The sequence below is a fragment of the Citrobacter sp. S-77 genome (genome assembly GCF_963864895.1).
Taxonomy (GTDB): Bacteria; Pseudomonadota; Gammaproteobacteria; order Enterobacterales; family Enterobacteriaceae; genus Citrobacter; species Citrobacter murliniae.
In genome coordinates, this window is record NZ_CAWLWU010000002.1 from 3,533,802 (window position 1) to 3,548,389 (window position 14,588).

Below are 14,588 nucleotides of genomic sequence, written 5' to 3' on the forward strand. Positions count from 1 at the left end.
ATGAAAACATTCGCCAGATTTTTACCCGGTGATGCCATCATTCGCCTGCAATGCGTCATTATTGTGGTCGTGGCGCTGGTTTTCTCGGCCCTGCTGGGTAGCCGCTTTTTCAGCGTCGCTAACTTCCAGTCTATTGGCTCACAATTACCGATCCTCGGGATGCTGGCGCTCGGGATGGGCATGACCATGCTGACTGGGGGCATTAACCTGTCGATTATTGCCGGTGCTAACGCCTGCTCGCTGGTAATGGCTGCGGTGATTGTCACCCACCCGGATAATCCACTATTTCTGGTTCTCGCTCTGCTGGCGGGCGCCGCGGTAGCAGTTGCCATTGGCACACTGAACGGCGCGCTGATCGCCTGGGTGGGCGTTTCACCGATTCTCGCCACCCTCGGCACGATGACGCTTATCTCAGGGCTGAATATTCTGCTCTCCAACGGGACGGTGATCTCCGGATTCCCGCCGGTCATTCAATATCTCGGTAATGCCACCATTGCCGGTATCCCCGTGGCGCTATTGCTCTTTTTCCTGGTTGCCATATTGCTGTGGGTACTGCTGGAGCACACCACGCTGGGACGCAGCCTGTATCTTGTCGGCTCCAATGAACAGGCTACCCGCTACAGCGGTGTGAATACCGTTCGCGTACAAATTTCCGTGTATGTCATATCTGCTCTGCTCGGCTGGGTAGCGGCCATTCTGATGATGGCGAAATTCAACTCGGCAAAAGCCGGATACGGTGAATCATACCTGCTGGTAACCATCCTCGCCTCCGTGCTTGGCGGTATCAATCCGGATGGTGGCTTTGGGCGCATTATCGGCCTGGTGCTGGCGCTCATTGTGCTGCAAATGCTGGAAAGCGGCCTTAACTTGCTGGGGATCAGTAGCTATCTGACGATGGCTCTCTGGGGCGCAGTACTGATCCTCTTTATCGCATTACAGAATCGTAAAGCCTGATTTCAGGAGAAAAAATTATGGCAAGTTACTTTATTGGTGTGGATGTCGGAACCGGAAGCGCCCGCGCAGGGGTATTTGATCTCAACGGCAGGATGGTCGGGCAGGCCAGTCGGGCCATTGAGCTCTACCGTCCGCAAGCTGATTTCGTTGAGCAGTCCTCTGATAATATCTGGCAGGCTGTGTGTAACGCGGTTCGCGACGCGATTAACCAGTCAGATATAAACCCTATCCAGGTTAAAGGTCTGGGTTTCGACGCTACCTGTTCACTGGTGGTTCTGGATAAAGAAGGTAAGCCGCTGACTATCAGCCCTTCCGGGCGCAGCGAGCAGAACATTATTGTGTGGATGGATCACCGGGCCATTACCCAGGCCGAGCGTATTAACGCCCTGCACCATCGGGTGCTGGACTACGTCGGAGGAATTATTTCTCCGGAAATGCAGACCCCAAAACTGCTATGGCTGAAACAGCATATGCCCAACACCTGGGCAAACGCGGGTTACTATTTTGATCTGCCTGATTTCCTGACCTGGCGCGCCACCGGAGATGACACGCGCTCACTGTGTTCAACCGTGTGTAAATGGACCTACATGGGTCATGAAGACAAATGGGACGCCAGCTATTTCCGCCAGATTGGGCTGGAAGATCTGCTGGAGCACGATGCCGCCAAAATTGGTCGTTACGTGAAAACCATGGGCGAACCGCTCGGGCACGGGCTGTCAGCACGTGCCGCCAGCGAACTAGGTCTGATCCCGGGGACTGCGGTCAGCGTATCAATTATCGATGCGCACGCTGGTACGCTCGGCACGCTTGGGGCCTGCGGCGTTTCTGGAGAAGTGGCTGATTTTGACCGCCGCGTTGCGCTAATTGGCGGCACATCTACCGGGCATATGGCGATTTCCAAAGAGCCGCGTTTTATCGGCGGCGTCTGGGGGCCTTACTACTCTGCTGTGCTGCCGGAATACTGGCTCAACGAAGGCGGGCAGTCTGCAACAGGAGCGTTAATCGACCACGTCATTCAGTCGCACCCATGCTACGAAACGCTGCTGGCACAGGCAAAATCTCAGGGACAGACTATTTACGAAGTACTGAATTCATTGCTACGTAAAATGGCTGGCGAACCGGAGGACATCGCGTTCCTGACCCGTGATATGCATATTCTTCCCTATTTCCACGGCAACCGCTCACCGCGCGCGAACCCGACACTCACCGGCGCTATCACCGGGCTGAAGCTGTCCCGCACGCCCGAGGATATGGCGTTGCAGTATCTGGCAACCATCCAGTCCATTGCCCTGGGAACGCGTCATATTATCGAAACGATGAATCAAAGCGGTTACAACATCGATACGATTATGGCCAGTGGCGGCGGCACGAAAAACCCAATCTTTGTTCAGGAACATGCCAATGCCACCGGCTGCGCCATGCTGCTGCCGGAAGAGAGCGAAGCCATGCTGCTGGGCAGCGCAATGATGGGAACTATCGCGGCAGGGGTATTCGAAACTTTCCCGGAAGCAATGTCTGCAATGAGCCGCATTGGTAAAACAGTCACGCCACAGACCAACCGGATTAAGCAGTACTACGACCGTAAATATCGCGTCTTCCACGAGATGTATCAGGATCATATGAAATACCGCAAGCTGATGCAGGAGGACGCATGAGTGATTCATGGTCTCAGGCCACCCACGTGTGGCATCTCTACAGCGATGCCCTCGCAGGTCTTCAACATCATTTGAATGAACAGGTCTGGCAAGATCTGCTGACAGAACTGCGCAGTTGCAAAGGTAAAATAGTGGTAACCGGCGTGGGTACTTCTGGCATTGCGGCGCGCAAAGTGGCGCATATGCTTGCCTGCGTTGAGCGTCCGGCGATATACCTCAATGCCACCGATGCAGCTCATGGCGACCTGGGTTTTTTGGATACTGGCGATCTGGTCATTATGCTGTCGCGCGGAGGCAACTCCGATGAACTCACCCGACTGCTGCCTGGGCTGGCAGCGAGAAAGGTACCGATTCTGAGCGTAACTGAAAACGCGAATTCAGCCATCGCCAGCGCTTCCAGACTGGTGATTTCCACGGGCGTGCAGCGCGAGGCCGATCCGCTGAATATGCTGGCAACCACATCTATTATTTTGGTTCTGGCTATCTTTGATGCCGCCTGTGCCTGTCTGATGAGCGAGAGTGGATACTCAAAAGAAACCCTGCTGGCGGTGCATCCAGGCGGTGATGTAGGATTAACGCTAAGTCAGAAGCAGAAAGTCTAAACCGCGCATTTCCGCTCACTTTTCCAACCCCGTCACCCGCTGGCGGGGTTTTTGTTGTTTAAACAAAGATAAAACAGCGAAAAAACAGGTTAACGCGCTGCGTTTAACTACGACCTTCTGTTCCTTACGTTAAAAATTCTGTGACGTCTCCCAGCATTCCTGGCGGAAAGGATTCCATTCTCCATTTCTATCAGCAAACTTTAGCTATTCTTATCAAAAATACTTTCGGGAGACCTTACAGATGATGTCAACGCTTGCCCCGCCATCTGTACTTTCTGCTCCCCAACGTCGCTGCCAGATGTTGCTGACGCTTTTTCTGCCGGGACAAAGCGCCACCGCGCAGACCTTCAGCAGTCTCAATGGCGTCGATGACAATATTGTCCGCGAGGATATCATTGGCGCGGGCCTCGAAATCCAGCGCTATCACCGGCTCGCGATTACCTCGACTCAAAACGGTCGCTATCAAATCGAAGGGACCCCGCTGAATCAACGCCTGTGCCTGTTACATTGGCTTCGACGTGGACTGCGCCTGTGTCCGACGTTTATCAACCAACAATTTACACCAGCATTAAAAATGGAGCTGAAACAACAGGGTATCGCACGCCAGCTGTATGACGATACTAATTTGCAGGCGCTCATCAACCTCTGTTCCCGTCGGTTGCAAAAACCATTTGAGTGTCGTGATATCCAGTTCCTGCGGCTTTTTTTGCAGTATTGCCTGCTGCAACACCATACAGGGATCACCCCGGAGTTTAATCCGGTACAGCAGGTCTGGGCGCAATCTTGCGCCGAGTATCCGCTCGCCGAAGAAATTGGCCGTCACTGGCAACGCCACGTAATGCAGACTGCCCCCCTGGGCGAGTCGCTGTTCATGGCGCTGCTATTTTCGATGATCCGTATTCCTGACCCTATTCGTGATAACCATCAGCAGGACCGCCGTCTGCGTCTGGCCATCGCCCGGCTGGTACTGCGTTTTCGCGAGTATGGCAACGTTCGCTTCAGCGACGAGCAAGGACTGAACGACCAGTTGTATATACACCTTGCTCAGGCGCTTAACCGAAGCTTATTTGCCATCGGTATTGATAACACCCTGCCGGAAGAGTTCAGCCGGCTTTATCCCCGACTGGTGCGCACCACACGCGAGGCATTAAACGGGTTCGAAGCGGAATACGATGTGCAGTTTTCAGAGGAAGAAGCGGGGCTGGTCGCGGTGATTTTCGGCGCATGGCTGATGCAGGAGAAGGATTTACACGAGAAGCAAATTATCCTGCTGACGGGCAATAATGAACGGCTTGAGACGCATATTGAACAACAGCTACGTGAGCTGACCCTGCTGCCGCTGAACGTAAAACATATGCCGATGCAGGATTTTCAGAAACAGGGTTCACCGCGTGGCGTGGCGCTGATTATCACACCGTACACCACGCCGCTACCGCTGTTTTCACCGCCGTTAATTCATGCGGACCTGGCGCTTACGCCTCATCAGCAACAACAGATCCGCAAAATACTGGAATCATAACGCCGGAGATTGCGCCTGCACTTTAGGTCGCAAGACGATGGCAGGCAGAGCAACCAGCGCCATCACCCAGAATACGCCGCTACCCAAATGCTGATACAGGAAGCCTGCGAACACTGTCATGATGGCGATACTCCCCCCCATCGCAATAGCAGAATAAACCGCCTGCAGGCGAATCACTTCACTGCCCTGGCGCGCAGCAATATAACGCATGGCCGCCAGGTGGCAGACGGTAAACGTACCGCAATGCAGGATCTGCACCACAATCAGCCACGGTAATTCTGTGCTCCAACCCATCAGTCCCCAACGTACAACGCCACAAACAGCAGAAAGCAGTAGCAGATCTCGAGCGCTAAAGCGGCGGAACAGCTTGTGGCTCAGTGCGAAGATAATCACTTCGGCAACCACGCCCAGCGACCATAAATAACCGACCGCCGAGGCGGAATACCCGGCGGACTGCCAATAAATTGCGCTAAAACCGTAATAGGCAGCATGTGCGCCTTGCAGCAGGCTCACACAGGCAAGAAAACGCCAACTCTGCGTGATCAGCAAACGCCAGGCAGGCCATCCGGCACTCTCCTGTTGGCGGTTTTCACCCTGCGGCTGCACGCTCGGTCGAATCATCATACCCAGCAGCATTGAAGCCATCCCAAGCGTCAGCAGCACCAGGATAACCCGGTAATCAAACAGGCTCACCAGTTTACCGGTTAGCGCCGAACCAATCACAAAGGCCACCGATCCCCACAAACGTACCCGACCATAATCCATGGTGATCTGTTTTTGCCAGGTGTTAGCCAGCGCATCCGTTAGCGGCACCAGCGGTGAGAAAAACAGGTTAAACCCGACCATCACCACCATCAGCCATGCCACATGCGTACCCGCCCAAAATGCCAGAGCAAACACCAGCGTCAGCAGCGCCAGAATACGTAAAGCGGTAATCAGACGAGAGGGATCACTCACGCGCGGCGCAATCAGCAAACTACCGAGAAAACGTGCAATCAGCCCCGCGCCCAGCAGCAAACCGATGGTTTCCGGCGTCAGCCCCAAACCTTTGAGCCAGACGCTCCAGAAAGGCAGAAAAATACCGTAGCTAAAAAAGTAGGTGAAATAACCGAGCGCCAGCCAGCGCGTGGAATGCAAAGCCATGATTCCCTCCCGTTTGGTGGCGATAGTCTGGCGATAAACACGGGCTGGCGCAAGAGAGCATTAACAGGCAGATAACATGATTCTTGCCCTACTCTACGCAAATTTGCATCGAAAAATGGCACTGTTCTCCCTGGCCTAATACCCTTAACCCCGGCAGTCCCTGCATGTTGTGGGCATTCACCGGATGCGTCTGCGGCTCAAGGCAAAGGAACTCGCCACCCGACATTCTGAACAGCATCAGCCAGGGAGTTTGCGCTAAAAGCGTGACCTTCATCACATCATGTTGGATAACAGCCCGTCCGCTCCAGCCGGAATATCCCACATTTAACCAGTCATCTTCGCCATATTGCGCGTGTATGAAATCTGCAGGCGGCGGAATATCACTTTGCCAGCTCAGTGGCAGGTGCTGCTCCCCCTCCGGCCAGTAACCACCGGCGGTAAACTGCGCCGTACTGTGCGAATCAAAGGCAAAAAACGGATGGAACCCACAGCCATAGATCATCGACTGCACGCCGCAATGGGTTATCATTAACGAGGCGTAAAGGCTTGACTCTTCCAACTGATAGCAAAGATCCGCTATATAGTCATAGCCACATGCGTGCTGGCTGCGCAACCGCAGTAAACAATGACTTTCGGTAGCAGCAACAACCTCCCAGCGTTTCAGCCAACCGTCACCATGTAAAAAGAAAACATCGTCCGCATCATGTTGGGGTAAAACCACCCGGTTTCCACACAGCAGAAAACGATTGTCCGCCACACGATTAGCAACAGGTAGCATAGGGAACAGGCCGCAATCACCAGGCTTCTTGCCTTGCCCTTCACGTAAGACAGGTTGTTGATGTTGTAACGAAACCAGACTCAGCAACGAACCGCCCTGAGGGTCAACGCACATCCGCAGATGTGCGTTTTGCAACGTCAGCGCGTCGTTCATTATCGGGCGCTTCGTTGTTGGGCTGATGCACTAACCTTCGTATGCTGCGCCGCCAGTTTTTCTTCCAGTGCCTCCAGCGTTACGCCTTTAGTTTCCGGCACATTGCGTAGCACATAAACATAACCCATGGCACAAATAACACCGTAGAGCAGGAAGCTTCCTGATGCGCCGAGACTCGCATTAAGCAACGGGAAAGTGTAAGTCAGCAGGAAACAGGCAATCCACAGCGCCAGTGTGCCCAGCGACATTGCCAGCCCACGCACACGGTTTGGGAAAATTTCTGACAGTAATACCCAGGTAACCGGAGCCAGCGTCAGGGCATAAATGGCAATCGCTGCCAGCACCAGGACCAGTACCGGCCAGCCGAGAATACCTAACCCATACGCACCGGCAATCAACACGTAGATGACCGTAAGTCCAGAGGCCCCAAACAGCATCAGTTTACGGCGACCAATTTTATCCACCAGCGGTAACGCGGCCAGGGTAAAGACCAGGTTAATAATCCCCGTCGCCACAATAGATTTTAGTGTCCCATTGATATCGAACCCGGCGGACGCAAAGATCTCCTGGGCATAGTTGAAGATAACGTTGATCCCACACCATTGCTGGAATACAGCCAGTACCATTCCAATAATGACGATCGGTTTGATCTGCGGTTGTAATAGCGTTGACCAGGCCACCCTATGATTATCTTTTTGCAGAGTATGTTCGATCTCTTGCAAAGTTTGTCCGGCATATTCGGCAGAACCAATCCGTTGCAACATAGCTCGCGCACGCTCGACCTTCCCAGCCTTCACCAGCCAGCGCGGTGATTCCGGTACAAAGAACATCAAAACCAGGAACACCACCGCAGGCACTAACTCGGCGCCAAACATCCAGCGCCAGCCCATCTGGCCATTCCAGCTTTCAACAATCGCCTGCTGCGTGGCGCCGGTTGCAACCGGTTCCGCAATCATCAGGTTGATCAGTTGTGCTGCCAGCACGCCAATTACGATGGTCAGTTGGTTGACCGCCACAAAGCGACCGCGCTTTTCAGCCGGGCTGACCTCGGCGATATAAAGTGGGCTGAGCGCCGACGCCAGACCAATCCCTACACCACCAACAATTCGATAGACAATAAACATGTCAAAGTTGCTGGCTACGGCGGTACCCCAGGCCGAAGCGCTGAAGAGTATCGCTGAGAGAATAAGCGGCATTTTGCGGCCGAACTTGTCGGCGCACCAACCGGAAATCAACGCACCAAAGATACAGCCCACCAGCGCCGAACTCATCGCCCAACCAGACTGTGCCGGATCGGTTATAGAGAAGTAAGCTTCATAGAAGGGTTTTGCCCCGCCAATCACCACCCAGTCATAGCCAAACAGTAAACCACCGCAAGCCGCAACCAGGCAGATAGTCCAGACATAGCCAATCTTTAAATGTGTCTGCGCGTTATTCATTATGATTCCTCTTTCAGGGAAACGCAGGGGACAGAAGGTTTCGGGTGGAGTCGCCCCCACCCGATCAGAGCGTTACAGGAATAGCTTTACGTTAATGGCGTGACGCAGCAGTTGCGCCTTGTCATGCGCCGGATTGAGTTGCAGAAGCGCATCCAGGAAGTGCCGGGAGTCAGGAATATTTCCCAGTCCCAGATGCCCAAGCGCATTGATGAACAGACAGTGTTGCTGGTGTTTCGCTTGTGCAGAGGTGTCCAGCACTACAAGATCGGGAAGCGATACTGCAAAGAAATCGACTTCAGGAACCTTGTCGTGTTGCGACTCGACCCATTGCAGGAAGCTGTGAAACAGGTTGTCTGCTTCTGCGTTATCGCTCAACGCTCTCAATGCCATACCCTGCCAGAAGAGATAATCCACCGGCTGATCGTTGTAATAGCGTCCGGCATCAAGCGAACTGCCACCGCGAGTTGCTCGCACAAAATACTGCCGGGCTTCTTCGATATATCCCTGCTGTTTGGTGCAATAACCCAGCAAATACCAGATGTCATTATCCGTTTGTCCGGGTAAACGTCCTTCCCCCAGGTTCTGCGGGTAGTGCAATGCCTGCTGCAACAAAATGATGGCAGTTTGGTAGTCGCCTGCCTGAATAGCAGCCAGCGCCCGATGTTGTTGATTAAGCAGATATTGTCCGGTGGCTTTGCCTTCACCACCTTCCCAGGGGTGAAATACGCGCTCACTCAGCACTGCCGCAGCAGCATCATAGTGCCCCAGCCCATTCCACAGACTGAGCAGTTCTACCGTCAGATCATCGCGATGGAATACCACGTCTTTACTGGCTTCAAGTTTTGCTAAACGCTGTTCAGCCGGTTGCGCCATCAGCTTATTGAGATAATCGAGTTCAAACAGGAAACGCGCATTTTGTGGCTCCAGCGCCACAGCCTGAGACAGATAGCGTTTCGCCAGCGATGCATCGTGCTGTTTGTTCCAGGCGTAAATCCCCAGTAATCGGTGCACCGGGGCAAAATCCGGCTCCTGCTCAAGGGTAAATTGCCAGCAAGAAACCGCTTCGGTATAACGCCGTTTGCTGTACCAGAAACACCCCAACAAGTAGCGGGCAAAGGCACTCTGCGCCAGCGTTTGCAGCATCTGCACTTCATCCAGCGTATTAGGGAAACGCACGCGTTTTTGCAGACACTTACGGGCACGGTCAATGAAAGGCTGCGGATCCTCGCTCAGTGAGGCTCGCCACAACATCGGTAATGTTTCCTGGCTGTCGAGCAGTTCCAGCACATCACGGGCGGCATCCTGCTGACCAAATGAGGTCAGCCATCCTGCCAGCTCGCAGGCATTCGTGCCACGTCGACCGGTAATGGAGATAAGCGCTTGTGCTGAGTCATCATCCTGGCTGATTGCCCAGCGCGCGTAGTGCAGGGTATAACTCAGCGGATAATCAACAAGCTGTTGGGTAATATAGTCCAGTGCTTTCGCAGGAAGATTCAGTTTCGCCAGCGCGAGGGCTTTCAACCCCATGGCGAGGTTATTACTACCGTTAAAACGCAGGCTCTGTTCTACCTTTTCCAGCGCACCGGCGTAGTCCTGGCGTTTCATCGCCAGGCGTGATAATGACCAGAACGCCGCATCGCGACAGTTGCCGCTCCAGCTTGCCTTATAGTAATTTTCCCAGGCGCTGTCATCGTCACCCTGACGCTCCAGCGCAGCGGCCAGCAACATGCTCGCTTCACCATCGCGCGGATTCTTATTAAGCTTATGCGCACGTTCCAGCGCCTTGCGCGCGCAACGTTCGGCCAGGATCCAGTCAGCACGGTTTAGTGCCAGCGTTCCCAGCGCCACATTATTGCGATAGTCCTGTGGGTCTACCTCGAGCGCACGGCGATAATAGTCCTCCGCATAGCGGCTGGCGTGGTTGTACTGTTCCAGATGCTGCCCAATAAAATAGAGTTCATCGGTATTGGACAATGCTTCTGGTTGCGCAGGGGCAACAGCCGCCTTAGGCAGTGGTAGCTCTTCGGCAATGTGCTCTTCATAATCCAGAAGCGTAACACCATCAGCCCGCGTCACGCTCATCATCACCCGAGTATGACCGCCATCAGACACGTCAACCAGCCAGCTTTGCCCCGGCGCCAGGGTCAGCGTATTTTCATAGAATGGTTCTCCCTTTGCAGAAAGCGTAACCTGCACATCCCGCAGCGGCGCAATGGCATAGACACCAATAGAGAGCTGGCTGCCATCACGCTCCAGACGAAGCGCCAGCTGCGTGCTGGCGTTTTGCACCATGCCAAGTTCACTGTAGGGCAGAAAATTTTGTACGAAGACTTTCTCTTCGTACGGAGCAAGCCAGGTAAAGTCAGGCTGGTTATCGGTAAAGACCCCTGTCATCAGTTCAATATACGGACCGTTGTCATCGGTGAGGTTACGATCCCAGGCGACGCCAAAATCACCGTATCCCCAGGTCCACTGCTTTTTCCCCGGTGAAACGTGGTGATCTGCAACGTGCAACAATCCTCCACGTTCCCCGTGATGCCATGCGCCGACAAAATCATAGTTTGATTTTTCAGCCATATAGGAGGTTGGAACCGGGACGTTTTTGTAGCGGGAGATATCCACGCCAGCGGAGTAATCCACTTTGTAGTAAGTACCGGTAGCGATAGGGAACGCAGACACATCGCGCTTACCATGATCGAAAACTGCGGTCACATCCGGCGGGAAAACGCTCTGGTGATCGTCACCGCCCTTCACTGCCGGATTCGCCCACCATAAAAAGTGGCGCGGAGTGGCATTGCCATTAAACACCTTACCGGTTATTTCAATCAGAGCGCGATCCGGGTACAGCGTGAATCCGGTCATGACCTGTAAACCACGCATGGGTTCAACTTCTCCCATCCACACGGTGTATTCACCCTGCTCACCTTGCTGTTGCGTAAAATCAACCGGCATAAACGTGGTTGGGCGGTGGTGCTGCGGCCAGTTAAATTCAATACCGCCAGAAATCCATGGCCCGAGCAGCCCTACCAGCGCAGGTTTGACCACTTCGTTGTAGTAAACGAAATCGCGCTGCTGCACTTTGTCATATGCACGGTGAATGCGCCCGCCCAGCTCCGGTAACAGCATAATGCGAATGAAATCATTCTCCATCCACACCGCCTGGTAATCGCGCATTTCACGCTTACCAGTCAGCGTATCAATCACGCCATAGGGATAAACCGCGCCTGAAGATCCCTGATAAACCCGTTTCTCCAGAAACATCGGGTTAGCGTCTTCCTCGCCCGCAGTCCATGTTGGAAGGGTGATCGTTTCCTGCCAAACCTTAACTGAACCGTACATGCCGCTCTCCACTCAATAAACAAAAGTAAAAACTTAACCTGATGCTATTCTGCGGCAGTTAAGTGGCGTTAAAATGCGCAATGCTCACGCAATACAGTTAAGGGAGTTAAGTGAATGCAGCGACCGGGATTCAATAACGCCAGAGTTCGCCAGGCGAATAAACAGATTTTTTTGTCGCATCTGTGGCGGGAAAAACAGCTCAGTAAGTCACAGCTGGCGCAGCTCACCAGTCTGTCGATCCCGGCGGTGAGCAACATCCTCGAAGAGTTAATGGATGAAGGGAGAATCAGCCACTCCCGGGAAACGTTAAGCCAGCGCGGTTTGAGCAGCGGCAGCTATCATTTGCCGGAAAAAGGCGCCTGGACGTTGTGTATTAACGTCACTCCCACCAGCATCATCAGCCAACTGGCGGACGCACGGTTGATGGCCGTCGGTGACTGGCGACATGAAGTTATCACTCCAGAGACGCCAAAAGCGTTACTGGCTGCATTAGCGACACACTGGCGGGAGTATCGTCGGCAGTATCCCGAGGTGACCATTAACCTCGCTCTGGGCGTTCACGGGCAGGTTGATCCTGTTACCGGTGCCTCCAAAACGATGCCGCAGGCACCGTGGAAAACACCGGTTGAAATAAAATATCTGCTGGAGGAAATGCTGGGCGTACAGGTACGTCTGGATAATGACTGTGTCATGCTGGCACTGGCTGAAAAGTGGCAGAATCCGGCAGCTAACGGCGACTTTTGTGTCATTAACGTCGATTACGGGATTGGTTCATCGTTCGTGATCAACGACAGTATCTGGCGTGGCAGTTTGTATGGCAGCGGCCAGATTGGTCATACCATCATTGATCCCGATGGGATTGCCTGTGACTGTGGGCGTTACGGTTGTCTGGAGACAGTGGCATCTCTTAGTGCACTGAAAAAACAGGCCAGAGTGTGGATGAAATCTCAACCGGCACCCCATTATGATCCGGAAACACTGACTACCGATCAACTAATTGATGCCTGGAAACACGGAGATGTGCGTATTCAGGCCTGGGCCGAACACGCAGCCAGTGCAATTGGACTAAGTCTGTATAACTTTCTGAATATATTGAATATTAATCAAATATGGCTGTACGGCCGTAGCTGCGCCTTTGGTGATAGTTGGTTACATACTCTGGTACAGCAAACCGGATTTAATCCGTTCGACCACGGCGATAATCCGCGCGCCAGAGCAACACAGATAAGCTTCGGTCAACTTAACCGCGCTCAGCAATTGATGGGAATTGGTTATCTGTATGTGGAATCACAGCTTAGCGAGCTGTAGTCATTACCCGTCATAGTCACTACCAAACATCCCTGTACCGTAGCGATAAAATCCGCCAGCGCAGATTTTATCGCCGACTTTTGGCCTGAAAACCACCAGCTCGGTATTAAAATTATTCATATAACCGGGCATCAAAGCCTCTCCTGTACCGGCCAGGCTCATGATCACCTGAATATTCGTAGAGACCTGAACAATAATGGGCTAACTTTGTTGCTGTTTAAACCACGCCTTCACAGCTATCGCTAACGAGCCGGAACAGGGCGGAGCAATACTGACATAGCTCAAAAATCAGGGGCGTAAAATGCAATTACTGAGGCAGTGGATTCAGGCAGAAAAAAAGCCGCAGATAGCGGCTTTATTAGATGAGTCAGTGACGCTTAAATCGATATAACTACCGGATGTGATGTTAAACCACCATCCGGCAATAAAAATGACTTACGCGTAAACAGGGAAGCGTGCGCAGATATCCAGGACTTTCGCTTTGACGCGCTCGATTACAGCTTCATCATTGATGTTGTCCAGAACATCGCACATCCAGCCAGCCAGCTCTTTCACTTCGGCTTCTTTGAAACCACGACGGGTCACAGCCGGGGAACCGATACGAATACCGGAAGTGACGAACGGGCTCTTCGGATCGTTCGGTACGCTGTTTTTGTTAACGGTGATGTTAGCACGGCCCAGCGCAGCGTCAGCTTCTTTACCGGTCAGGTTTTTGTCTACCAGATCCAGCAGGAACAGGTGGTTCTCAGTACCGCCAGAAACCACTTTGTAGCCACGGTTCAGGAACACTTCCACCATCGCTTTGGCGTTTTTCGCAACCTGCTGCTGGTAGACTTTGAACTCTGGCTCCATCGCTTCTTTCAGTGCCACCGCTTTCGCCGCGATAACGTGCATCAGTGGGCCGCCCTGCGCGCTAGGGAATACAGCAGAGTTCAGTTTTTTGTACAGCTCTTCGCTACCGTCTTTTGCCAGGATCAGGCCGCCGCGCGGACCCGCCAGGGTTTTGTGGGTAGTAGTGGTAACAACATGAGCATGCGGAACCGGGTTCGGGTACACGCCTGCGGCAATCAGACCGGCAACGTGCGCCATGTCGACGAACAGGTATGCGCCAATGCTGTCGGCGATTTCACGCATTTTTGCCCAATCAACAACTCCGGAGTAAGCAGAGAAGCCACCGATAATCATCTTCGGTTTGTGCTCCTGAGCCTGCTTCGCCATGTCTTCGTAGTCAATTTTACCAGACTCATCGATGCCGTAAGGGACGATGTTGTACAGTTTACCTGAGAAGTTTACCGGGGAACCGTGAGTCAGGTGACCGCCTTGCGCCAGGTTCATACCCAGAACGGTATCACCCGGTTGCAGAAGAGCAGTGTAGACAGCGAAGTTAGCCTGAGAACCGGAGTGCGGCTGGACGTTAGCGTAGTCTGCGCCAAACAGCTCTTTGGCGCGATCAATCGCCAGTTGCTCAACGATATCAACGTATTCACAACCACCGTAGTAACGCTTGCCCGGATAACCTTCAGCGTATTTGTTGGTCAGCTGAGACCCCTGCGCCTGCATCACGCGCGGGCTGGTGTAGTTTTCGGAGGCGATCAGTTCGATGTGCTCTTCCTGACGTACTTTTTCCTGCTCCATAGCCTGCCACAGTTCGGCATCATAATCGGCAATGTTCATTTCACGCTTTAACATCCGCATCTC

At 53.2% G+C, this 14,588-nt stretch carries 10 protein-coding genes and 1 pseudogene; 5 read left to right on the top strand and 6 right to left on the bottom strand.

Annotated elements, in window-relative coordinates:
* The 4 genes from AACS05_RS17455 to csiE all read left to right on the top strand — a co-directional run bounded on the left by AACS05_RS17455 (position 1) and on the right by csiE (position 4,730).
* Complete coding sequence (locus AACS05_RS17455) at positions 1-954, top strand: ABC transporter permease (RefSeq protein WP_045446193.1); 954 nt, start codon at positions 1-3, stop codon at positions 952-954.
* A gap of 17 nt (positions 955-971) precedes the next feature.
* On the top strand, positions 972-2,609 hold the full coding sequence (locus AACS05_RS17460) for an FGGY-family carbohydrate kinase (protein WP_045446196.1): 1,638 nt from the start codon (positions 972-974) through the stop codon (positions 2,607-2,609).
* Complete coding sequence (locus AACS05_RS17465; RefSeq protein ID WP_045446199.1) at positions 2,606-3,211, top strand: KpsF/GutQ family sugar-phosphate isomerase; 606 nt, start codon at positions 2,606-2,608, stop codon at positions 3,209-3,211. The genes AACS05_RS17460 and AACS05_RS17465 overlap by 4 nt, the downstream gene beginning before the upstream one ends.
* Positions 3,212-3,452: 241 nt before the next feature.
* Entirely contained in the window at positions 3,453-4,730 is a 1,278-nt protein-coding gene (csiE, locus tag AACS05_RS17470; protein ID WP_045446202.1) for a stationary phase inducible protein CsiE, read from the top strand.
* On the opposite strand, the gene AACS05_RS17475 is transcribed toward csiE, so the two are convergent.
* The 4 genes from AACS05_RS17475 to AACS05_RS17490 all read right to left on the bottom strand — a co-directional run bounded on the left by AACS05_RS17475 (position 4,725) and on the right by AACS05_RS17490 (position 11,582).
* Positions 4,725-5,873: a 3-phenylpropionate MFS transporter gene (locus AACS05_RS17475; protein ID WP_045446205.1), complete on the bottom strand. Its 1,149-nt coding sequence runs from the start codon at positions 5,871-5,873 to the stop codon at positions 4,725-4,727. The genes csiE and AACS05_RS17475 overlap by 6 nt on opposite strands.
* An 88-nt stretch (positions 5,874-5,961) precedes the next feature.
* Positions 5,962-6,804 (bottom strand): aldose 1-epimerase, encoded by an 843-nt coding sequence (locus AACS05_RS17480; RefSeq protein ID WP_045446208.1) that lies wholly within the window; start codon positions 6,802-6,804, stop codon positions 5,962-5,964.
* On the bottom strand, positions 6,804-8,243 hold the full coding sequence (locus tag AACS05_RS17485; protein WP_045446211.1) for a sugar porter family MFS transporter: 1,440 nt from the start codon (positions 8,241-8,243) through the stop codon (positions 6,804-6,806). Before AACS05_RS17485 ends, AACS05_RS17480 begins: the two co-directional genes overlap by 1 nt.
* Positions 8,244-8,315: 72 nt before the next feature.
* On the bottom strand, positions 8,316-11,582 hold the full coding sequence (locus AACS05_RS17490; protein WP_045446216.1) for a DUF5107 domain-containing protein: 3,267 nt from the start codon (positions 11,580-11,582) through the stop codon (positions 8,316-8,318).
* Between the two features lie 114 nt (positions 11,583-11,696).
* On the opposite strand from AACS05_RS17490, the gene AACS05_RS17495 reads away from it, so the two are divergent.
* A complete protein-coding gene (locus AACS05_RS17495; protein ID WP_045446219.1) occupies positions 11,697-12,890 on the top strand; it encodes an ROK family transcriptional regulator in 1,194 nt (397 codons plus the stop codon).
* 69 nt (positions 12,891-12,959) lie between these two features.
* Here the strand turns inward: AACS05_RS17495 and AACS05_RS17500 are convergent.
* Both AACS05_RS17500 and glyA read right to left on the bottom strand, forming a co-directional pair.
* Positions 12,960-13,175 (bottom strand): annotated as a pseudogene (locus tag AACS05_RS17500) (transcriptional regulator); the annotation flags it as partial.
* A gap of 150 nt (positions 13,176-13,325) precedes the next feature.
* On the bottom strand, positions 13,326-14,579 hold the full coding sequence (gene glyA / locus AACS05_RS17505) for a serine hydroxymethyltransferase (protein WP_045446222.1): 1,254 nt from the start codon (positions 14,577-14,579) through the stop codon (positions 13,326-13,328).
* Positions 14,580-14,588 lie beyond the last annotated feature (9 nt).